Genomic DNA, 22,776 nt, shown 5'->3' on the forward strand with positions numbered 1-22,776 from the left:
AAAATGGAAAAACTACAATACATTTCGCAGGGCTTTACACAGGCCGAACAGGAATGTAATATTAAAAACGCTTTAGACAACGGTGCCCGATGGATACAGATCCGCTGGAAAAATGCTCCTGAAAATGAACTGATCAGGCTTTGTGAAAATATAAAAAAGCGGTGTCCGGAATACCAATCGGTCTGTATCATCAATGACCATGTGCAGATCGCGAAAGACATCGACGCTGATGGCGTTCATTTAGGATTACAGGATACTTCCGTTGAAGCCGCAAGATCTGTTTTAGGAGAAAATAAAATTATCGGCGGGACGGCGAATACCTTTTCTGATCTCCTCCGGCGGATCAGTGAATCCTGTGACTATATCGGTTTGGGGCCTTTACGCTTTACCTCAACCAAGGAAAAACTGAGTCCGGTGTTGGGTTTTGATGGATATGAGAATATCATCCGGAGCCTGAAGGAAAACTCAATTGAAATTCCTAAAATATTTGCGATCGGCGGAGTGATTCTCGACGATGTTGAAAGACTACAGGAAACAGGAATTTACGGAGTTGCTGTTTCCGGTCAGATCACTGCACGGCCTTCTGTCATCAAAACATTCAGAGAAGCATTAAAACAGGATCCCGTGACTTTATGAAACAGATAAAAATTTACCTATGAATAATCAGAATTTAATAATAGCCGGCAGAACCTTTGCGTCAAGGCTGTTTTTGGGAACCGGAAAGTTTGGGAACCTATCGGAAATGACGGATTCCATCATCGCTTCAGGAAGCGAGCTGGTAACCATGGCTTTAAAAAGGATTGATTCCCAATCTCCGGAAGACGATCTGCTGAATGCCTTGAAAATCACGGGATCTCATCTTTTACCCAATACTTCAGGCGCAAGAACGGCTAAAGAAGCAGTGTTGGCTGCACAGTTGGCGAGGGAAGCCCTGGAAACCAATTGGGTAAAACTGGAAATTCACCCGGATCCGAAATACCTGCTGCCGGATCCGATCGAGACTCTATATGCTACGGAAGAACTTGCCAAATTAGGTTTTGTGGTGATGCCTTACATCCATGCTGATCCGGTACTTTGTAAACGCCTGGAAGATGCAGGCACTGCGGTTGTGATGCCTTTGGGTGCACCGATCGGAACGAATAAAGGCCTGAAAACCTTGGACTTTTTAGAAATCATCATTAGCCAGAGCAACGTTCCTGTTGTCGTGGATGCCGGAATCGGGGCACCTTCCGACGCGGCAAAAGCCATGGAAATGGGAGCAGACGCTGTGTTGGTAAATACAGCGATTGCCGTTGCCGGAGATCCGGTAAGTATGGCTCAAGCCTTTAAAGAAGGGGTGGCCGCCGGCAGAAGAGCCTACGAAGCCGGCTTGGGAGCCATTTCAAAACATGCCGAAGCTTCCAGTCCGCTGACTTCTTTTTTGTTTGATTAAATCTGAAGGATGAAAAGTTTTACATCTGTTTTTGAACAGTACCGGTGGAATGACATAAAGTCCAGGCTGGAAACGGTAACGCCGGCCGATGTTGAAAGAAGCCTACACAAAACCAGCAGGACGATCGATGATTTTCTGAATCTTATTTCTTCTGCCGCTGCCGGAAAACTGGAGGTGATGGCCGGAATGGCGCAGCGTCTTACCCAAAAACGGTTCGGAAAAACCATTCAGCTGTATGCGCCGCTGTACCTCAGCAACGAATGCCAGAATATCTGTACCTATTGCGGATTCAGTCTCGATAATCCGATTAAGCGGAAAACACTGTCTGATACGGAACTCATGATCGAAGCCTCGGTGTTGAAATCGATGAGTGTAAATCATGTATTGCTGGTAAGCGGAGAAGCCAATAAAACGGTTGGTATCAGTTGTTTTGTGAATGCCGTCAAGCTGTTGAAGCCTCATTTCGCCAATATTTCCATTGAGGTTCAGCCGTTGTCTGAGGTCGAATACGGTCAGCTTCATGAAGTGGGAGTGAATGCCGTTTTGGTGTATCAGGAAACCTATCATCAGGAAGTATACAAAGAATACCATCCGAAAGGCAGGAAATCAAACTTCGGTTTCCGTCTGGAAACTCCTGACCGGATTGGCAGTGCCGGAATCCACAAAATAGGACTCGGCGTTCTGCTCGGACTGGAAGACTGGAGGGTAGACAGCTTTTTCAACGCGCTTCATATCGATTACCTTCAGAAGCAATACTGGAAATCTAAATTTTCCGTCTCATTCCCAAGGCTCCGGCCTGCGGAAGGAATCATTGAACCGAATTTCATCATGTCCGATAAAGATTTACTGCAATTGATCTGTGCTTACCGAATCTGGAATGAGGATCTTGAAATTTCCATCTCTACCAGGGAAAATGAAACATTCAGGAACCATATCATTTCATTGGGTGCAACGGCAATGAGTGCAGCTTCCAAAACGAATCCCGGCGGATATGCCGTAGACAGACAATCCCTGGAACAGTTTGAGACCAGCGATGAAAGAAGCATGGAAGAAATAAAAAGCATTATCAGAAAAGCCGGCTACGATCCGGTGATGAAAGACTGGGATACCGTTTACAGTGGGGTATAAAACGAATTGGACCATTAAGGTTTTATTAGAGAGTTAAGCTTAATTTGCGTGAACCCGAAGTAATAGGCTGGAAGAAGGAAGCTGGATGATGGAAGTTCCCTATGTCAATAGTACATCAAAGGTATTGATTATCAAATGAAACATTTTTCACTTTATTAAAGGCAACTTTGTTTAAATATTTATTCAGAAATCTGGCTTTTAAAAAAATTATGCATTGAGCTTGTTTTATTCTCTTACGAATACTTAATATTCTCACTCCATAAAATCAATCTTAATGGTTTAAAATCATAAAAAATGAAAGGTGAAGATATTTTTGTCCGTTACAGCCGTCAGATTTTCATAGAGGAGATCGGGCTTGAGGGCCAGCGGAAAATAATGAATGCCAAAGTTTTGGTTATCGGAGCCGGCGGGTTAGGCAGTCCTGTGATTCAGTATCTGGCAGCAGCGGGAGTCGGTAAGTTGGGTGTAGTGGATTTTGATGAGGTGGAACTGCATAATTTAAACCGTCAGGTTATTCATAATGAAAGTTCGGTCGGTATTTCCAAAGTGGAAAGCGCAGAACAGTTCGTTAAAAATCTAAATCATCAGGTAAATTTTACCGGACATCAACTGAAAATGGATGCTGCCAATGCGGAAGAACTGATTTCGGATTACGATATTATTATCGATGGCTCCGATAATTTTACAACAAGATATCTGGTAAATGACACTTGTGTAAAATTAGGAAAACCATTGGTTTATGGAAGCATTCTCAGCTTTTCGGGCCAGGTTGCGGTTTTTAATTATCAGGGAAGCCGGAACCTACGGGATATTTTCCCGGAACCGCCTTTGGATGAAAATATTCCCGACTGTGACAGTCTGGGCGTGCTGGGTCCTTTGCCTGGGATTGTGGGGAGCATGATGGCCCATTTAGCACTCAACCTCATCACCGGTCTTCCTGTGCCTGTAAATAAACTGGCTTTGATTGATACATTCAGCTGGACTTTTCAGGCGGTTGATTTTTAAATAAAATATGAAGGGTCGCAAGAGGGAAACAGGAGGTTCTGTTTGCCATATTTCTTATTCGATTTTTAACGTTCTATGTTAACTTGCAAATAAATATGCTAAAAAATTAATTGCCTACTTGTAAATAGTTTTTCTGATAAGGTATTTTGTTTCGCATTATTCCAAAGCATTGTCTGAGTAATTTATTACATACAGCAATCAATGCGACTTTTTTGGATTTATTTTTCGACAAAATTCTTTCATATAGTTCCCTACATTGGCTGTTAAATCTCATAGCTGTCCAAGAACACACATATAAAATACTTCGTACATGCTTTTTTGTGGTCCTACATTTGCAAAGACTTTTCTTTTTGGTTCCTGATTCATAAAGACAAGGAGCTACTCCAAAGTATTTGGATATTTGTTTAGCATTGGCGAAATTTTTAAATCCATTGGTGGCTACCAGCAACAGTAAAGCCGTTTTTTCTCCAATGCCCGAAATACTACTTAATAAATCTACATCTCGCTTTAATTCTTCATCCTGAAGTCTTGACATCCGTGAGATTACTTTTTCTATCTCGCAGTCATGATTCCTGATAAGTCTTTCATAATGTTTTATCGTTTCCTTGCTACACATTGCTTTTTGTTGAAGAGCCTTAAGCTTAAGACCATACTTTTTTTTCGCCTGTTCCAGATCATGCCAAAGATTTAATTCCTGATCAAGATATTCCAAAGTCTTACTTTTAGGAGTATACGGTCTAAATTCTACCTGTTCACCATACTCCCGAATCAGTCTGGAATCTTCAGCATCAGTCTTACTGATATGATTCTTTAATTCGCCATATCTTTTTATACTTACTGGATTTACCATACTTACTTCGAAACCCAATTCATGGGAAAAATATAAAATCTTGCTGCTATAAGCACCTGTGGCCTCTACTATAATCTTATATTCTTCTTTATCAAAAAAATTAAGATTACCTAAAATATCTTTTCTAAGATTAGGAATATTACGTGTTATTATTACTCCCTCTGAATCCTTGTAATTAAGAGTAAGCATTTTCAAGCTAACATCTACTCCAATTACTTTTTTCTCTAAATTTGACATAAGAGTTTTCTTTATTTATTGGAAATCTGTTTTCCTGTAACCAACGTGGTAAGAGAATTTTACCTAAACAGCGTTCTATTCGGTTTTTAGAAAACAAGGAATAGGGATGGAGCGTTTAAATCGATATCGTAAGTATCAGCGCAAAGGCTATCTGTTTCCTATTCCTTTTTCCAAAAGTTATTCTTAAAATTAAGTCTTTCTGATTTATTACAAACTTACCACAAACTTACCACGCAAAGTTTGCTTTTGCTGATATGTATGAAAAGAAGGCAAAGATAAATCAGCGGCTCTTGCGCTTTGCCCCCCCTTTTATAAATGGGCAGAACAATTATCAGCTTTGCTTCAATTTATTCGATTAAAGTGTTGGAAGTTGGAGCCTGGAGCTTTTTCCAGTCAATATCATAACCAAACGGCTTAATTAATCCCACCTTATTTTTTTAAGCTTTGCTCCGTAGGAGAAATATCTGTGTAGCAGATTATCACAATCTGCAATATATAAACTCCGGAGGAGTTTTATCTTTCTTTATCCGTTAAGTCCGGCAACCAGGTTAATGGTAAGCGCAACGACAAAAGTGTTCATGAAGAAAGCGAGCAGCCCATGGATCATGGTAATTCTCCTTAAATTTTTAGACGTAATGCTGATATCGGAGACCTGAAATGTGCAACCCATACAGAAAGAATAGTAGGCAAAATCCAGATAATCGGGATGATAGGTTTCGTTTTCATCCTCGGTCGGGAATTTAAGGCCACCGGTTTCCTCTTTTTTGCCGGAAGGATCCTCGTCGTAATATTCCCGGGCGTAATGAAAAATATATTGCGTCTGCACCATAATCCACGATAAGATCATGGCCCCGAGAACGGCGGGAAGGAAATAGATTTCTTTCTGTATGCCTTTATCTTTGGAAGTAATTAAAAAGAATATCGCAAACATGCTTGCCAGGGACGCAATAATGATGGTAGCAAACACAAAAACAGCATTTCCGTCATCGGCTCTGGCCTTTTTACGGATGTCATCCACCTTCCGGTGGAGAATCACCTGCCAGTCCAGAAAAAGAAAAACCAGAGAAAAGGCCAGCCAGCAGAAAATAAGAATAATCAGCGGTTTCATGTCCAGCCTGAAAATCAGAAAGAAAACCACAGCAGCAGCCAACAGACTGATGAGACCTCTCTTCACCGGGCTGAGTTTTAAGAAAAAGCTGTCCTGTGTTTTCATTTTTGTCATTCGGAATTTTCTTTAAAAATAAATAAAAATATTTTCTGCCGCATCTGGCAAAACGGAAATTAAGTTTTTTTTAATGGAAAACAGGATCCGGAGTTCATAAAAAATCCTTTTAACTGACATTAAAAGGATTATGGTTTTTTATTTAATTCGGCTCTTACTGTCCCTGCGGAACCATTCCGCCATTATCCTCTTTTTTGCTTTCTTTCAGGATGCTCTGGTCTTCTTTGGCCAGTTTGTTCCGGGTTGGAATTTTATAATTTACCGATAGTCCGAAGTTTCTTGTATCGTATTTGTTTCGCATATACACCGATTGGCCCTGCGGCGGGTTGGACCGTACCTGCATGATCTGGCCGTTGAAGATATCGTTGGCAAACACGGAAACTGTCAGGCGGTTATCCATAAATTTTTTCGTCAGCGTCAGGTCGAATGAATTGTTGAACGGTTTCTCCGCCGTAAAATAGAAATAGCCGGCCCTGGGCGTTAAATAACTGTAATTGGCCGTCAGCTTAATGTCTTTCGGTAGAATAACCTGCGTCATGATGTTGAAGATCCAGAACCCTTTATTGTCCAGATCGGCAATGTCATGTTTCTGGTAACCGGCATAGATGTACATAAAGTTGATCTTGTCCGGATTAAAATTAAATTTCATGATCTCGCTCAGCGGTTTGCTGAAGATCATAAACGGAACCGGAAGTCCCACATTGAAGTTATGGATTTTCATTTCCGAAATATTGATCTGCTCGTTGAAGAGGTTTTTCCCATCCCGACGGATGATCTGGGCCACCTGGTTTTTTGCCGAACTCACGCTGTAACCGATGAAGGCATAATCAAAGGCTGAAATTTTAATTTCATAATTATCGAAGATCGTCGGCTGCAGATTCGGGTTTCCGGTTACCTGGGTATTCGGACCCTGGAAGGTAACGTTGTTCGGGTTCAGGGCGGAAATGCCCGGCAGGCTGATCTTTTTGTTGTAATTGGCCGTTACGTGCACCTGTTCCATCAGGTTGTACTGGACGCTGGCATTCGGGAACAGCTTAAATTTATTGAAAGGAAGAAGGTTTGCTTCAACAACATTGTTGCCGGTATCATAATATCTTGTAATCCCTGAAATATCATAATTCTCGGCGCGGGTTCCCAGAATGAAATCGAATTTTTTCAGCTTTGCCTGCAGCTCCAGATAGGTAGCGGTAGTCTGTCTCGTGTATTCAAGGTTCGTTAAACCTTTGCTTTCCGTATCGAAGCGCTGATGTTCATACAATCCGCCCAGGCTTACTTTACCACCATCCAGAAGCTTAATCGGCTGGGAATAATCTACTTTGAAATTGGCCACCCTCATATCCGAAGTATTGCTTAAGAGGTTTCCTAACGAAAATCTTATCGGTGGATTGGTGGTGTTATCAAAACTTACGTCACGGTAAATATTATTCTGATCAAATTTACTGTCGGACCTGGTATAACCGAATTGGAAATCAAGTTTCTGCGTCTTTTCGGAGAAGCGTTTCTGATAGGTTACCACGGCTTCCTGTCTTGTACTCAGGGTATGCGCAGCATCCGACGCATCAAAACTGAAATCCCTGAATACATATTGTGGCGGATCAAACGTTGGAATCTGTCTTTTTTCCTGTCCTTCGCCGGAGCTTAACGTGTAATTGTCGTTATTGTTATGGTAAATGTCGTAATTCAAAAGCAACCGGTCCTGTCCCAGATCAAAAGTGATTCCCGATTTTGCAAAGTATCCCCTGCCATAGCGGTCGGTATTACTTCGCAGCAAGCCGTCCTGATCTGTGTTCAGCATGCTCTCTCGGTAATTCTGGCCTACATTCAGCTGCCATCCGAAAATTTTATTTCTTGCATTCAGGTTCAGTGAATTACTGGTCCTGCTTCTGAATTTATTATAATTCGTAAAAGAATAGTTTCCGGAATAGGTAGCGGTTAAGTACTTATTGGCATTCTTGTTCGTGATGATGTTCATGATGGCTCCGCCGGAAGTGGCCGGGAATTCCGCGCCGGGCTGGGTAATCACTTCAATCCGGTCTACCGAATTGGCAGGCATTCCTTCAAGAAAAGAATTCAGCTCATTCGAGGTAATATTCAGAGGTCTTCCGTTGAGGTAAACGTCGAGCATCTTTCCCTGGTACATCATTCCGGCGATGTCGGTAGACACCAGTCCGGGAAGTTTCTTGATTCCTTCCAGCACATTCCCGTTGTTCAGCTGTGGCTGTTCCGAAAAATCAAAGATCGTACGGTCTGCCTTCTGCTCAACGGCTTTTTTAGTTTTAGTAATGACAACGCCTTCAATCTGCTTTTCCTTAGTCGTCTGGTTACCGGTTTTTTCCTGGGCAGAAATAAAAGCCATGCTCAGAAAAGATAAAGTGATAATTGTTTTTTTCATGCTCTTTCGATTCAATTGATTAGACACCGCAAAACAAACTTTGTTACAGGCATACAAAGAATTTCTAAATCGTAAGATTAAATAAATGATTAAGATAAGATTACTCTAAGCTTAATAATCAAAATGATGGATATTCATGTTTTTATCTTTTTATAATATTTTTAATGGGTTAGAATTTAGTTTAAATGAAGTTTAAACCCTTTCCTTTTCCTCAAATTTGATTGCCTTTTTCTGGATCTTTTTTTTCTGGCCTCCGAAAGTATAGTTCACGCTCAGCCGGAAGCTTCTGCCGTCCCAATAATTATTAATATGATGAACACTATCGGTAAAATAAATATCACCACGGAACCGTTGGGCAAAAATATTGGTTACCGTAGCATTGATCTGCAGTTGCTTTTCCATCAGGGAGACTTTAAGACCCGATGAAAGATCGGAGAAATTATGATAATAATAATTTACATTTCTGGAAGGCAGGCTTTGTTCGTAATTCAGGAAAAAAGCAAATGTTTTGGTTTTATTAAGAGTAACGGTATTGTTGATCGAGTAGCTTAATGAAGTTCCTTTCTGGGACTGGGCATCCACGCCGAAAATTTCCGAACGCTGTCTGCTTGCGTTTACGGCCACAGTCGATTCCCAGAACTTAAAAAAAGTGTCGGTATAGGAAATAGTAAGCCCGAAGGAATTGTTGTTATAATAATTGAGATACGTTGAGATCTGCGAAAGGCCGTTCTGGGAAGATACCTGTCCGAATGCATTTTTCAGTCTCATGTAATAAAGGCTTGTCGTCAGCTTGTTATTAAAGGTATAGCCCAATTCAAGGTTATTAATGTATGACGGTGTAAGCAAAGGGTTCCCGGAAGAATAAGAATAAGGGTTGGAATACCACCGGAACGGATTCAGGCTCCCCATTCCCGGACGGTTGATCCTTCTTGAATAGGCCAGGCTGAAAATATTTTTATCTTTTTTATAAGAAATATACGCCGATGGGAACCACTGTCCGTACCGGTACGAATTTCCGGAACCTGTGGAAGGCGTGTAACTTTCCGCAGACGTATTTTCATAACGGAGGCCGGCTTTGGTCTCCCAATGTTCTCCGAAATTTTTAGCATAACTAAAATAGGCGGCATAGTTCTCTTCTTTGTACCGGAAAAGATTGGCCCTGTTTTCGTCGGAAATGTACCCGTTATCGGTAAGACTGAAATACTTCAGGTCGGAATTGTTTTTAAACTGATTAAACTTGATTCCGGTTTCAATGTTTCCGAAAGAAAAGGGAAGTTCCAGGTCGGCCTGTGCGGAAAAAATCTGCGGCGCAACCAGGGAAAGAGTTTTTACATTCTGCAACGTGTTGTCGGAAAGCTTTTGGGTAGCGAAATTTACCTCCGTATCGGAATTGTTTTTGTAAAAATTTCCCAGGATACTTAGCTTCTTTCCCAGTGAATCAAGTTTCAGATCATAATAGGCACTGATCGTATGGGTCGGTTCTTTTTCCCGGTGAAAGGTGTTGGTGAGCAGGTTTTCCTCCAGTCCGGCCGGACTAATGTTCCGGGTTCTGTTAATGATATCCATTCCGGATTTCTGATGGGCATAAATATATTCAAATCCGGCTTCGGAATTTTTATTCATCTTATACGACATGCTGATACTGGGAGTCAGCTCGTTCCACATATCCCTTCTTACGGAGTTGCTGTAATTTTGAGTAGCGCCGATAATGCTGTAATTTTCATCGGACCTTTTGGCGGAGTCGTAATAGACCAGTTTCAGGCTGCTGCTGAATTTTTCGGTCTGATAGTTCAGCATACCGTTGTCGCTGAACCCGGAATACGTCCTCTGGATCAGGTTGGAGCTGATGTTGCCGCTGAATCCCAGGTTCGGATTTTTCTTCAGGATGATGTTGATCAGGCCGCTGTTGCCTTGGGCTTCATATTTTGCCGGCGGTGTGGTGATCACTTCTATTTTGGCAATATTTTCGGAACGGATGGATCTCAGGTAATTCAGCAGAGCCTGACCGGAAAGGTTCAGCATCCTGCCGTTGATCATCACGTTCACGCTACTTTTGCCTGTGATTGATATGGATCCTAAATTTTCATCTACTTTGATCATGGGAACATTGGCCAAAGTTTCGGAGCCGTCCATTCCCTGTGAAGCGATGGAAGCTTCCACATTAAAGATCATCCGGTCGGCTTTCCGTTCCAGCAGCTTTTTCTTAATCAGGATGTTTACCTGTTCTATATTTTTCAGGCTGTCTTTTTGAGCTTTGGCCACGGTAGAGGCGGAGAGAAGCGAAAGGATGAAAAAGTATTTCAGTTTCATAGGTTTGTTGAATTTATCTTGAGACAAAAGTATTCCTAACGCTTTTCTCCTGAAACGGCGTTTAGATTTCATCCGGTTTAAAACCGATTAAAATAATTTTGTCGGGAAAAATAAGGAGTTTGTCGGAAAATATTTGGAAAAAGAAAACACACAAACTTACATTTGAGAATGAAAAAAAAGCATATCATCTGGCTTCAGATCCTATACTGGAGTTTAAATTTCATAGGAAAGATTATAACGCCAAGAATATTTTATCCTGAAAAAAATAATTTTCATATTGACGTTCTCAGAATTACCTATTTTATTGTTGGAATCAGTACATTTTATATCTGTTATCTTGTCATTATTCCTAAAATTTTCAATTCTAAAAAATTTTATACGGCCATTCTGGTGTTTTTATTATCCATTACCTGTTTTACAACCTTGCGTTATCTCATAGAAGAAGTACTTCTGCCTGCTACTTTCGGATTTGGAAATTATGACAAGGGAACAGGAATGGCATTTTATTTTTTCGATAATATCTACAACGGCAGTATCACGGTTTTCATTTCAGCCATCTTGTGGTTACTGGAAAAATTTGGGGTGATTGAGACGGAAAAGAAAGCATTGGAACTGGAAAGAAATCAGGCGAAAATCCATGCGCTGAAAACGCAGATTAATCCTCATTTTATCTTTAATTCTTTAAATAATATTTATTCCCTTGTATATCAAAATTCCGATAAAGCTTTACCTGCAATCGAAGAGCTGGGAAGCTTGTTGAGGTATAGTACCAAAGATCTTGAAAAAGATTTTATTACTTTGGATAAGGAGATTGGATACATAGACAGCCTTACAGCACTGGAAAAGCTCAGGATCAGGAATCCCGAACTGTTGGTTATTGAAAACAATATCAGATATCCTCATCTCCGTATTTCGCCGATGCTTTTGGTTCCGTTTGTTGAAAATGCTTTTAAGCACGGAGATTTCCGGAATAAAGGATTTGAAATGAAAATTTCAGATGAAAATCAAGTCCTTCATTTTTACCTTATGAATTACAAAGGGTTGAAAATGAAAGATGAAGGTTCGGGAATCGGAATCGTGAATGTAAGAAAAAGATTGGAACTTCTGTATCCTCAAAAGCATACCCTCGATATTATAGATTCGGAAACGGAATTTATTGTAGATTTAATGATTGATTTAAAGGATGGAAAAAATTAAATGCATTGTCGTAGATGACGAGCCGCTGGCTATTTCACTGCTGGAAAATTATATAAGCAAGGTTCCGTTCTTAGAATTGGTATTTTCTACCGAGAACCCGATTGAAGCCTTGGAATATGTACAGAAAAATGAATCCGACCTGATTTTTCTGGACATCCAGATGCCGGAACTTACCGGAATCAATTTCATGAAAATCCTAGGAGACAAAAAGAAATATATTCTAACCACCGCCTATTCGGAATATGCTTTGGAAGGCTATGAGCATCATGTGATCGATTACCTGCTGAAGCCGGTCCCGTTTGAACGGTTTTACAAAAGTGCGCTGAAAGCCCAGGAACGTTTTATGATGTCAGAAAATAAGGAAGATACCCATTTTTTTGTCAAGTCTTCAGGCCAGCAGTACCGGATCAATTTTAAAGATATTCTGTATGTGGAAAGCATCAGAGATTACATCAACATCAAAATAGCGGAACAGGAATATATTGTGCTGGATACGTTGAAATCCATGGAACAGCAGCTTCCCAGAATGTCTTTTATCAGGATTCATAAATCGTTTATTGTTAATCTGCACCAGATCAATAATGTAGCCGGAAAGAAAGTAACGCTTATTTCAGGAAATGAAATTCCGGTAGGGGAGAGTTACCGGATGAATCTTCTGACCAGGATAAAATAAAAAGAATCTGTCCTAAAAGTTTAGATAGTCTTTTTTTGTAATAAAATGAACAACTAATTTTTTTGCTCCAGAGGAGCAATATCTGTGTAGAAAATAATAGAATATGGTAAGCATGCCGTCGGTGTGCTATGATAAGATAGAATTCCGAAGGAGTTCTGGTATTACAAGATGCTGAATGCCGGTCTACACAGATGCTGCTTCTAAGGAGCAAGTTAAGTGATAATTTCACCCGCTATGCTATAGAAATAAACCTGAAGAAAGTTTTAAGAAAAAAGACTGCCCTTTTTGGACAGTCTCTTTTCTTATTATAATTAATTCCAACAATTAATTTTTTTCCTGCTGTTTGATCAGATTTAAAGCTGAACCTGCCTTAAACCAGTCGATTTGCTGGGTATTATAGGTATGGTTGGCCATAATGATGTCTTTGGTGCCATCCGTATGAATGAATTCCAGCGTCAGTTGTTTCCCCGGAGCAAACTGATCAAGATCTAAGAAGTTGACCACGTCATCTTCCAGTACTTTATCGTAATCCGCTTCATCGGCAAATGTCAGTCCGAGCATTCCCTGCTTTTTCAGGTTGGTTTCGTGGATTCTCGCGAAAGATTTTACCAGTACCGCTTTTACGCCAAGATGTCTCGGTTCCATTGCCGCATGTTCCCTGGAAGATCCTTCTCCGTAGTTCTGATCTCCGACAACAATTGAAGGGATTCCGGCCGCTTTATATGCTCTTTGTACTGCAGGCACTTCACCATATTCACCGTTTAACTGGTTTTTCACTTTATTGGTTTCCATGTTGTAGGCGTTTACGGCACCGATCAGCATGTTGTTGGAAATGTTATCCAGATGGCCTCTGTATTTCAGCCACGGTCCTGCCATAGAAATATGATCCGTTGTACATTTTCCGAAAGCTTTAATTAAAACTCTGGCTCCGGTAATATTCTGCCCGTCCCATGCCGGGAATTCTTCAAGCAGCTGAAGCCTGTCTGAGGTAGGGCTTACATTCACCACTACGCTGGAACCGTCTTCAGAGGGTGCCTGATAGCCATTGTCTTCTACGGCAAAACCTTTGGCCGGAAGCTCGGAACCTTTTGGCTCGTCCAGTTTTACCTGTTCTCCGTTTTCTGCGGTTAAGGTATCAGTGATCGGATTGAAATCCAGTCTTCCGGAAATCGCTACGGCCGCTACCATTTCGGGAGAAGCTACGAAAGCATGGGTATTCGGGTTTCCGTCCGCTCTTTTTGCAAAGTTCCTGTTGAAAGAGTGAATGATGGAGTTTTTCTCGCCTTTTTCAGCGCCTTCTCTGTCCCACTGCCCGATACAAGGACCGCAGGCATTGGTAAAGATCCGGGCATTTTCAAATTTCCGGAAAGAATCCAGGAATCCGTCTCTTTCTGCGGTATATTTTACCTGTTCGGAACCCGGGTTGATTCCTAAGATTGCTTTTGGTTTCACGCCTTTCGCTACGGCATCTTCTACGATAGAAGCTGCTCTTGAAAGGTCTTCATAGGATGAATTGGTACATGAACCGATTAATGCCCATTCCACTTCCAGCGGCCATCCGTTAGCTTCCGCTTTGGCTCTGAATTCAGAAACCGGCGTTGCCAAATCCGGTGTAAACGGCCCGTTTAAGTGAGGCGTAAGTTCGGAGAGGTTGATTTCGATTAATTGGTCAAAATACTGTTCCGGATTAGCATATACTTCCGGATCTCCCGTTAAATGCTCGGCAATCTGGTCTGCAGCATCTACCACGTCCTGTCTGCCGGTAGCGGCAAGATACCTTCTCATCGAATCATCATACCCGAAAGTAGAAGTGGTTGCCCCGATTTCGGCCCCCATATTACAGATCGTTCCTTTTCCGGTAGCGGAAAGCGATTCCGCCCCTTCGCCGAAATATTCTACGATGCAGCCGGTTCCTCCTTTTACGGTAAGAATTCCCGCTACTTTTAAGATCACATCTTTCGGAGCCGTCCAGCCGCTCATTTTACCGGTTAATTTTACCCCGATCAGTTTTGGCATTTTAAGCTCCCAGGCCATTCCGGCCATAACGTCTACGGCATCCGCACCACCGACACCAATGGCAACCATCCCCAGGCCCCCGGCATTCACCGTATGGGAATCGGTACCGATCATCATTCCTCCCGGAAAGGCGTAATTTTCCAGCACTACCTGATGGATAATCCCTGCTCCCGGTTTCCAGAAACCGATTCCGTATTTGTCACAGACAGAGCTGAGAAAATTGAAAACTTCTGAGTTTTTGTTGATTCCTTCCTGCAAATCGGATTCTGCGCCCACTCTTGCCTGGATCAGGTGATCGGCGTGAGCCGTTGAAGGAACCGCCACTTTAGCCTTTCCGGCCTGCATAAACTGAAGAAGCGCCATCTGTGCCGTAGCATCCTGCATTGCCACCCGGTCCGGAGCAAAATCCACATACGAATTTCCTCTTTCATATTCCTGTGTTGCATTTCCTTCCCATAAGTGGGTGTAAAGAATCTTCTCTGAAAGTGTTAGTGGTTTTCCCGTAATTTTTCTTGCCGCAGCAATTCTTTCAGGATAACGCTCGTACACTTTTTTGATCATGTCAATATCAAAAGTCATATCTAATTTATTTTTTTCTTTTATAGATTTCTCCGCTTTCATTTGTTTCAAAGCGGAAATACAGTGTCTTTAGTTCAGCAAAATCTATTCCTCCATGATGTTAAAAAGAATTAAATATGCTGGTGACTAAAAATATTAGTAGCCATTAATTTAAGAAAAAATAAAAGGCTGATCGTTGATTTAGGATAAAATAATAATTCCGCAGTCTTAAATAGAATTATTCTAAACAAAAAAGAAAGATTCCAATCCATACGGATCAGAATCTTTCAGTTATTTATGTAAACAGTTTAGCTGTTTATGATTGTAAATAATTAATGAGCGCTTGTACTGGTAAGCTCTTTGATGGAAGGCACAAAAGTAGTAAGGTCGATGCCTTCTACAGCCGTTTTGTATTCATCGATGCTTGGAATTCTTCCCATGATCGCAGAAAGTACAACAACCGGCGTGGAAGCCAGTAAAGATTCTCCTTTTTTACGCTCGGAATCTTCTACGACTCTTCCCTGGAACAGACGGGTGGAAGTCGCTAAAACGGTATCTCCTTTTTCAGCTTTTTCCTGGTTCCCCATACAAAGGTTACATCCCGGACGCTCAAGGTACATCATATTCTTATATTCAACACGGGCTTCTCCTTTCGGTGCATTGTCATCAAATTCAAAACCGGAGTATTTCTCAAGGAATTCCCAATCGCCTTCCGCTTTCAGTTCATCAATGATGTTATACGTAGGGGCAGCTACGACAAGCGGTGCCTTAAATTCTACCGTTCCGTTTTTCTTTTCAATGTTTTTAAGCATCTGGGAAACGATCTTAAGGTCACCTTTATGAACCATACATGATCCTACGAATCCAAGATCTACTTTTTTCTCTCCTCCGTAGAACGTCAGATCCCGGATGGTATCGTGGGTATATCTTTTGGAAACGTCGTCGTTGTTTACGTCCGGATCGGCAATCATCGGTTCTGTGATCGCGTCAAGGTCTACCACAACTTCAGCATAATATTGAGCATTGTCATCCGGAGTTAAAGCCGGTTTTTCTCCTGATCTGATCTCGGCGATTCTCTTGTTGGCTTTGTCGATAAGTCCCTGAAGAACCTGGTTTCTGTTATCCATTCCTTTATCGATCATGATCTGGATTCTTCCTTTGGCAATTTCCAGTGATTCGATCAGCGTATCATCTTCGGAAATACAGATCGAAGCTTTTGCTTTCATTTCGGCAGTCCAGTCGGTAAAGGTAAAGGCCTGGTCAGCAGGAAGCGTTCCGATATGTACCTCGATGATTCTTCCCTGGAATACGTTTTCCCCGCCGAACTGTTTCAGCATCTGTGCCTGGGTTGCATGAACCACATCACGGAAATCCATGTGCTCTTTCATGTTTCCTTTGAAGGTCACTTTTACGGATTCAGGGATCGGCATGGAAGCTTCACCGGTAGCCAGTGCAAGGGCTACGGTTCCGGAATCAGCTCCGAAAGCTACCCCTTTGGACATTCTCGTATGGGAATCTCCCCCGATGATGATGGCCCATTCGTCGATGGTAATATCGTTAAGAACTTTGTGGATCACATCCGTCATGGAATGGTATTCACCTTTCGGGTCACGGGCGGTGATCAGTCCGAAATCGTTCATGAATTTCATTAATTTAGGGATATTCGCCTGTGCTTTTTTATCCCATACGGAAGCTGTGTGGCATCCTGACTGGTAAGCGCCGTCCACCACCGGAGAAATTACCGTGGCAGCCATGGATTCCAGTTCCTGCGCGGTCATAAGACCGGTCGTATCCTGGGAACCTACAATGTTTACCTGTACTCTTACGTCTGAACCGGCATGAAGAACTTTACCCGGGGTTACCCCTACGGCATTTCTGTTGAAGATTTTTTCAACAGCCGTTAAGCCCTGTCCGTCGTGAGAAATTTCTTTTGACGGAGCAAAAACCTGAGGAGCGTCTGTTCCTAAAACCTGAGCCGCAAAAGTCTGCAGCTTTTTACCGAAAACGATGGCATAAGAACCTCCTGCTTTAATGAATTCCATCTTTTGCGGCGTGAACGATCGGGTAAGATCGATCAGTTCTTCATTTCCTTTATAAAGTTTCTTTTCTTTGGTATTGATGGTTAAAATCGTTCCGGTAGCTACTGAATAGGCTTCCTCTAAAACGATTTCCCCGTTTTCGTTGCGAACCGGGTTCCCGTTTTCGTCTGTTTTTTTAACCCAGTTTTTAAGGTCGATCCCGATTCCTCCCGTTACGTCTACGGTCGTAAGGAAGATCGGGGAAATTCCGTTGGTTCCTCCTACGATCGGAGCGATATTAACAAAGGGTACGTAAGGACTGGCCTGCTTACCGGTCCACAACGCTACGTTGTTTACTCCGGACATCCTGGATGATCCTACACCCATTGTACCTTTTTCAGCGATCAGCATAACGCTGGCATCAGGATGCTGGGTCTGCAGCATTTTGATTTCTTCCTGCGCTTCAGGAGTGATCATGCATTTTCCGTGAAGCTCACGATCTGATCTGGAGTGCGCCTGGTTTCCCGGAGACAAAAGGTCGGTGGAAATATCACCTTCTCCGGCGATGTAGGTTACGACTTTTATTTCTTCAGCTACTTCCGGAAGCTTCGTAAAGAATTCCGCCTGGGCATAGCTTTCAAGGATTTCTTTTGCAATTGCATTACCGTTGTGGTAGGATTCTTTTAAGCGGTTGGTATCCGCTTCGTAAAGGAAAACCTGTGTTTTAAGAACCTCGGCAGCTTCCCGTGCGATGGCTTCATCGTTTCCAAGAGCCAGATCCAATAGTACTTCGATGGATTTACCACCTTTCATATGGGATAAAAGCTCAAAGGCAAAAGCCGGGGAAATTTCTTCTACTACAGATTCACCAAGAATGATTTCTTTTAAAAATTCAGCTTTTACGCTAGCGGCACTAGTCGTTCCGGGTAAAGTATTGTAAATAAAAAATTTAAGAGAATCGGCCCTGTACTCATTGGCCTTATCTTTAATCTGAGCGATGATCTCGCTTAATAATTCAGCACTGTCAATAGGTTTTGGGTGAAGTCCCTGATTTTTCCTTTCTTCAATTTCTTGGATGTAATCCTGATAAATGTTCATAATAATAGAAGTCTTTTCAATCTTAAAAGAGATTATAACGGTATTCCGGTATCCGTAAAAGCAGGGAGAAGAATGGGCTATAATCCGTAATTATTTCAGAAGGTGCTCAATAATAAAGCTTTTCCGGATCCTGATCTAAGAAAATCTGAACATGATCATATCCAGAATCTGTTTCAAAAATGGTTTTATTACCTATAACCCCTGAAAATGTTCCCAAATTTACGGATTTTTCGTATTTTTTATAAATAAATTATTTAGATTCTTTATAAATATGTATTTTATATTTTCTATTTTTGCCTGAATTTTGCAGACTTATGGTGATTATGAAAAAGGTTGTTCCGATTGTATGTCTTTTGATTTCAGCTTCCGTCTTTTCCCAGACTAAAGCGGTAAAGAGGGTTCCGGTAAAAAATATTACCCGAACAACAGCCGTAAATACTACACAAAAACCAAAGGCAGTACAAACTTTACCGGTTATTTATGAAGAGCTGCCCCTTTTAATTCCCAAAAAGAACAACGGAGATTTCGGGTATGTCAACCAGAAAGGGAAATTCATCATTCAGCCTGAATATCATATCGCCGTATTTTTTTATGAGGATTGCAATCTATTAAATTCACCCAACGAAAAGCTCCGGAAATTTGGTACTGCCGAATACGCAACGGTGGAAAAAAACGAAATCTCCTACCGGATCGATCAGAAAGGGAAAAGGGTTTATCAATACAAACAGGCCGATCTTGGAAAGTGTTTCCATAAGGAATATGTACAGCAGCTTTTTCAGGTCTACACGATGAACGGGTTTTTCGGACTGATCGAAAAATCGACATTCACGAATCCGCAGGATTATAAGCAGTTCAAAATTTATCCGCAATACGATTACCTGTTTATCCTGGAAGGCGATGATGTTGCCAATCCGATGATTGTTGCTTCTAAAAATAATGTATTCGGAGTCATCGATATCAATGGAAATGTCATCATTCCATTTGAGTATGCCGACATCAAAAGGAATTTCAGCTGGAAGCTCGGCCGGATGTTCGAGGTTTCCAAAGATGGGAAAAACTATTTTTACATCGACCAGCGGAATAAAGCGTATTAAATTTAATATTTATAGGATTTATGTGAAATTAGGTTGCGCCGATAATGGTTTAAGCCATCCCGTTTGTGCTTAATTTTACCGGGATTTATTGACGCACGTTCATTCATCGATTCAGGTCTTTTGTCTCATTCGGACTGCATCACATCGGGTTGCACCCGATGCTGATTTAAGCCGCCCCGTTGGGGCTCACCGGTTTTTACAGATCATATTGAAACAAAAATTTTGTTTGTCATTTAATTGCATCGTAAATTTAAGCCATAAGCCATAAGCCATAAGCCATAAGCCATAAGCCATAAGCCATAAGCCATAAGCCATAAATCTCATAAATTTTTCTTAATTTTGCCGCTGAAATAAAGGGGTGCTGTCACAAGCTGAGATTATACCCAATGAACCTGGAACGGGTAATGCCGTTTAGGGAATTTAAATGTACCAATGTGAAAATCTAGCAATGTGCCAATGCTTATTGTTAAATTGGTAAACCGAATACATTGTTACATTATTAATCCGCCCCTTTTATTCATTAAATGTTAAAATTTATAGAATGAAAGGATTATTTTTTTTAGGGCTTACCGTCGGCGCATTTGCCTTCGTACAGGCTCAGGATACCGATTCCATACAGACAAGGCCGATTGAAGCCGTCAATTTTACCAAAAGGCTTCCCGTTGCCAAAGAAATCATTAATGTCCGGAAAGATATCGACAGCCGGAACCTGGGGCAGGATCTTCCGATCTTACTGAAAAACCAGACTTCCGTCATTTCCACTTCCGATGCCGGAAACGGGGTAGGATATACCGGATTCAGGATCCGGGGTGTTTCGGGAACGGCGATTAATGTGATGATGAACGGCGTTCCTTACAACGATTCTGAAAGTCAGGGGACCTTCTTCGTAAACGTGCCGGACCTTACGAGTTCCGCTTCACAGATTTTAATTCAGAGAGGTGTTGGAACTTCCAATAACGGAGCAGCAGCATTCGGAGCGAGTGTTAATGTGCTTTCCAAAGATCCTGAAGAAAAGTTTTATGTGAAAACCGATGATAGCTACGGTTCATTCAATACGTACAAATATTCTGCTGAGGTAGGCTCCGGGAAGTTCTGGGGCAACCGGCTGTCGGTGATGGGAAGATATACGCACATCAATTCCGACGGTTACATCGACAGGGCCTTTTCAAAACTGAATTCTTATAATTTCACGGCTTTATTTGAGGAAGGAAAAACAAGAATCCGGCTCATGGCTTTTGGCGGAAAGGAAAAAACCTATCAGGCCTGGAACGGGATCGACCGCAAGACTTGGGAAACCGATCCGAAATTTAATTATTCAGGAGCGATCTATGATGCCGACGGAAATATTTCCGGCTTTTACAACAATGAGACGGACAATTACAGGCAGAACCATTATCAATTGCTTTGGGAACAGAAATTCAATGAGAAATGGAACCTCGAGACAACGCTGCATTATACCAAAGGAAAAGGCTATTACGAAAACTACAAGCAGGGCGATCCTTTTTCAAGATATAATCTGCCGGATGTGAACGGTGACGATTCTTCCGATTTCATCCGTAAAAAATGGCTGAATAATGATTTCTATGGCATCGTTTCCACATTATACGGGAAATTGGGAATGGTAGATCTTAACTTCGGGGCTGTGGCCAATCAGTATTACGGCAGGCATTTCGGGAACGTGACCGGCGTTTTCCTGCCGCAGATCAATGAATACGAATATTACAGAAACCGTTCCGTGAAAAATGAAGTCTCAGGATTTGCCAAAGCATTGGTTAAACTGAACGATTTTGAGATCTTCGGTGATCTTCAGCTCAGAAATGTGGACTATGATACCAGAATTATCACTGCCGGCGACGGTGAAGGAGCAGACCTGAAAAAGAACTGGCTGTTTTTCAATCCGAAAGCCGGGATCAACTACCGTATCGGAAATGGCAAGGTCTTCCTTTCCTACGCGCACGCCCAACGTGAACCGAACCGTGACGATTTATTGGCCAACAACAACGTAAAGGCAGAGAAACTCCATGATTTTGAAGCAGGAGTGGAAAAACAGTTCGGCATCGTTTCGTTTACGGCAAACCTCTATTATATGTATTACGTCAATCAGCTGGTGTTGAACGGAGAGCTGAATAATGTAGGCGCTTTCATCCGGACCAATTCCGGGAAAAGCTACCGGAGCGGGATCGAGCTGGGAGCATTGGCTAAAATTTCAAAGCAATGGGAGATCAACGGAAATGTGAGCTTCAGCAACAATAGGAACCTGGATTTTAAAATCGAAAACACGGAAGGCATCCAGGATCTCGGAAATACCCAAATTTCTTTCTCGCCGGACATCATCGCCAACCTGGCCCTGAAATTCAACCCGAATAAAAATTTCCAGTTTTCCCTCATGAACGAATATGTAGGAAAACAGTATTTAGATAACTCGGAAGACGAAAACCTTCAGCTGAAAGATTATTTTTTAACCGATTTCAATGCGCAGTATCAGTTTAAAATCAAAAATAACGATATCGCACTGAAACTTCTGGTGAATAACATTTTCAATAAAAAGTATGTGAACAACGGCGCGGTGTGGGACGGCGAACCGTATTATTTCTCACAGGCCGGGACCAATTTTATGTTCGGGATCAGCTGGACCATCCGGTAAAAGGCTATATTTAAACAAATTATAGTAAGTAAAAAGTTAGATTTTTCAAGGCTGCCCCGGCAGTCTTTTTTATTTTTATCAGGAGCTTGATCGCGCTATCCACTGTATCTTTTTTGCGGCGGCCTCCGCTTTGCTCCATCCGCCACAAAAAAGGATTCCGTTGCTATCGCGGCTAGGGCAGTGGTGATCCTTATTGTCGTTTGACTTTAGCTTGGTGGAGAAAGTCGATAGTAACCATAGATTTGCACAGATGACGGTCTCGGTTCCGCTCAGCCGCCGTAATTGCTTTTGATTAATAGCACTATATAAAATCTTTGATTTTTTAAGACTTTTGTGCACTTATTTTAGCACTGGGAATTAAACTTTACTAAGAGACTGTTTAAATTTTAATTCAGCAAACTTTCCGTCATTTCTCTTAATTTTCTGAATTAAATAAACTTTGTTTATTCTTCACTTTAATATGATGATTTCAATTGATTTAATTGAATATCGCCGGGCAATCGGCATATTGATTTTTTTAAGCTAAAATACCTTAAATTCTTAATGTTAAAATATAAAAGGTAAATTTAAACAGGCTCTAAGCAGAATCCATATCTTTTGTGCCTTTTGTGGTGAAATTTTTTGCGGTTGAATAGTAACTGCAGGTTTACGCAGGTTTTCACAGATCATGNAGAATCCATATCTTTTGTGCCTTTTGTGGTGAAATTTTTTGCGGTTGAATAGTAACTGCAGGTTTACGCAGGTTTTCACAGATCATGGTTGATCTTCAAAATTCGTGGTAATATATTAACCGAAGTTGCTTCCAGCATCCTGCACCCATCTTCCAGCCTTTTTTAGTACGGTTTGTAATTCGGGTTCCTGTCATTATTAAATTTAAGAAGCTGTTTGAGTTAAATTTTCTT

General features: G+C 41.5%; 14 protein-coding genes and 1 riboswitch. Of the genes, 8 read left to right on the forward strand and 6 right to left on the reverse strand.

Going from position 1 to position 22,776, the window contains the following annotated elements:
- The first annotated feature begins 3 nt into the window (after positions 1-3).
- The 4 genes from thiE to ACED20_RS08890 all read left to right on the forward strand — a co-directional run bounded on the left by thiE (position 4) and on the right by ACED20_RS08890 (position 3,565).
- Positions 4-636 (forward strand): thiamine phosphate synthase, encoded by a 633-nt coding sequence (gene thiE, locus ACED20_RS08875; RefSeq protein WP_294323824.1) that lies wholly within the window; start codon positions 4-6, stop codon positions 634-636.
- A 19-nt stretch (positions 637-655) separates the two neighbouring features.
- Positions 656-1,432: a thiazole synthase gene (locus ACED20_RS08880; protein ID WP_294198242.1), complete on the forward strand. Its 777-nt coding sequence runs from the start codon at positions 656-658 to the stop codon at positions 1,430-1,432.
- Positions 1,433-1,441: 9 nt separating this feature from the next.
- On the forward strand, positions 1,442-2,560 hold the full coding sequence (gene thiH / locus ACED20_RS08885; protein ID WP_378104213.1) for a 2-iminoacetate synthase ThiH: 1,119 nt from the start codon (positions 1,442-1,444) through the stop codon (positions 2,558-2,560).
- 294 nt (positions 2,561-2,854) lie between these two features.
- Complete coding sequence (locus ACED20_RS08890; protein ID WP_345766721.1) at positions 2,855-3,565, forward strand: HesA/MoeB/ThiF family protein; 711 nt, start codon at positions 2,855-2,857, stop codon at positions 3,563-3,565.
- Between the two features lie 106 nt (positions 3,566-3,671).
- Here ACED20_RS08890 and ACED20_RS08895 read toward each other — a convergent pair whose 3' ends face one another.
- The 4 genes from ACED20_RS08895 to ACED20_RS08910 all read right to left on the reverse strand — a co-directional run bounded on the left by ACED20_RS08895 (position 3,672) and on the right by ACED20_RS08910 (position 10,648).
- Positions 3,672-4,652 carry an IS110 family transposase gene (locus ACED20_RS08895; RefSeq protein WP_378104214.1) on the reverse strand — a complete coding sequence of 327 codons (981 nt, stop codon included), beginning with the start codon at positions 4,650-4,652 and terminating at the stop codon, positions 3,672-3,674.
- Positions 4,653-5,175: 523 nt separating this feature from the next.
- Positions 5,176-5,865 (reverse strand): DUF1345 domain-containing protein, encoded by a 690-nt coding sequence (locus ACED20_RS08900; protein WP_378104215.1) that lies wholly within the window; start codon positions 5,863-5,865, stop codon positions 5,176-5,178.
- Between the two features lie 163 nt (positions 5,866-6,028).
- A complete protein-coding gene (locus ACED20_RS08905; protein ID WP_378104216.1) occupies positions 6,029-8,266 on the reverse strand; it encodes an outer membrane beta-barrel protein in 2,238 nt (745 codons plus the stop codon).
- A gap of 192 nt (positions 8,267-8,458) precedes the next feature.
- Positions 8,459-10,648 carry a TonB-dependent receptor domain-containing protein gene (locus ACED20_RS08910; RefSeq protein WP_378104217.1) on the reverse strand — a complete coding sequence of 730 codons (2,190 nt, stop codon included), beginning with the start codon at positions 10,646-10,648 and terminating at the stop codon, positions 8,459-8,461.
- Between the two features lie 96 nt (positions 10,649-10,744).
- Between ACED20_RS08910 and ACED20_RS08915 the strand changes: the two genes are divergently transcribed.
- Positions 10,745-11,773 carry a sensor histidine kinase gene (locus tag ACED20_RS08915; RefSeq protein ID WP_378104218.1) on the forward strand — a complete coding sequence of 343 codons (1,029 nt, stop codon included), beginning with the start codon at positions 10,745-10,747 and terminating at the stop codon, positions 11,771-11,773.
- Positions 11,760-12,446, forward strand: coding sequence for a LytTR family DNA-binding domain-containing protein (locus ACED20_RS08920; RefSeq protein ID WP_345766711.1), 687 nt, complete (start codon positions 11,760-11,762; stop codon positions 12,444-12,446). Before ACED20_RS08915 ends, ACED20_RS08920 begins: the two co-directional genes overlap by 14 nt.
- 324 nt (positions 12,447-12,770) lie before the next feature.
- Here ACED20_RS08920 and ACED20_RS08925 read toward each other — a convergent pair whose 3' ends face one another.
- Both ACED20_RS08925 and ACED20_RS08930 read right to left on the reverse strand, forming a co-directional pair.
- Positions 12,771-15,041, reverse strand: a complete 2,271-nt coding sequence (locus ACED20_RS08925; RefSeq protein ID WP_294198256.1) for an aconitate hydratase — start codon at positions 15,039-15,041, stop codon at positions 12,771-12,773.
- Positions 15,042-15,352: 311 nt separating this feature from the next.
- Positions 15,353-18,136, reverse strand: a complete 2,784-nt coding sequence (locus tag ACED20_RS08930; RefSeq protein WP_378104219.1) for a bifunctional aconitate hydratase 2/2-methylisocitrate dehydratase — start codon at positions 18,134-18,136, stop codon at positions 15,353-15,355.
- A 323-nt stretch (positions 18,137-18,459) separates the two neighbouring features.
- Here ACED20_RS08930 and ACED20_RS08935 point away from each other — a divergent pair, with 323 nt between their 5' ends.
- Both ACED20_RS08935 and ACED20_RS08940 read left to right on the forward strand, forming a co-directional pair.
- A complete protein-coding gene (locus tag ACED20_RS08935; protein WP_378104220.1) occupies positions 18,460-19,230 on the forward strand; it encodes a WG repeat-containing protein in 771 nt (256 codons plus the stop codon).
- A gap of 345 nt (positions 19,231-19,575) precedes the next feature.
- Positions 19,576-19,666, forward strand: a riboswitch (TPP riboswitch).
- Between the two features lie 105 nt (positions 19,667-19,771).
- A complete protein-coding gene (locus ACED20_RS08940; RefSeq protein WP_378104221.1) occupies positions 19,772-21,874 on the forward strand; it encodes a TonB-dependent receptor in 2,103 nt (700 codons plus the stop codon).
- Positions 21,875-22,776: the final 902 nt, after the last annotated feature.

Source organism: Chryseobacterium sp. sg2396, assembly GCF_042610505.1.
Taxonomy (GTDB): domain Bacteria; phylum Bacteroidota; class Bacteroidia; order Flavobacteriales; family Weeksellaceae; genus Chryseobacterium.

Coding starts and splice junctions, on each gene's coding strand:
- thiE (WP_294323824.1), top strand. CDS start 4: ATGGAAAAACTACAATACATTTCGCAGGGCTTTACACAGGCCGAACAG.
- ACED20_RS08880 (WP_294198242.1), top strand. CDS start 656: ATGAATAATCAGAATTTAATAATAGCCGGCAGAACCTTTGCGTCAAGG.
- thiH (WP_378104213.1), top strand. CDS start 1,442: ATGAAAAGTTTTACATCTGTTTTTGAACAGTACCGGTGGAATGACATA.
- ACED20_RS08890 (WP_345766721.1), top strand. CDS start 2,855: ATGAAAGGTGAAGATATTTTTGTCCGTTACAGCCGTCAGATTTTCATA.
- ACED20_RS08895 (WP_378104214.1), bottom strand. CDS start 4,652: ATGTCAAATTTAGAGAAAAAAGTAATTGGAGTAGATGTTAGCTTGAAA.
- ACED20_RS08900 (WP_378104215.1), bottom strand. CDS start 5,865: ATGAAAACACAGGACAGCTTTTTCTTAAAACTCAGCCCGGTGAAGAGA.
- ACED20_RS08905 (WP_378104216.1), bottom strand. CDS start 8,266: ATGAAAAAAACAATTATCACTTTATCTTTTCTGAGCATGGCTTTTATT.
- ACED20_RS08910 (WP_378104217.1), bottom strand. CDS start 10,648: ATGAAATCTAAACGCCGTTTCAGGAGAAAAGCGTTAGGAATACTTTTG.
- ACED20_RS08915 (WP_378104218.1), top strand. CDS start 10,745: ATGAAAAAAAAGCATATCATCTGGCTTCAGATCCTATACTGGAGTTTA.
- ACED20_RS08920 (WP_345766711.1), top strand. CDS start 11,760: ATGGAAAAAATTAAATGCATTGTCGTAGATGACGAGCCGCTGGCTATT.
- ACED20_RS08925 (WP_294198256.1), bottom strand. CDS start 15,041: ATGACTTTTGATATTGACATGATCAAAAAAGTGTACGAGCGTTATCCT.
- ACED20_RS08930 (WP_378104219.1), bottom strand. CDS start 18,136: ATGAACATTTATCAGGATTACATCCAAGAAATTGAAGAAAGGAAAAAT.
- ACED20_RS08935 (WP_378104220.1), top strand. CDS start 18,460: ATGAAAAAGGTTGTTCCGATTGTATGTCTTTTGATTTCAGCTTCCGTC.
- ACED20_RS08940 (WP_378104221.1), top strand. CDS start 19,772: ATGAAAGGATTATTTTTTTTAGGGCTTACCGTCGGCGCATTTGCCTTC.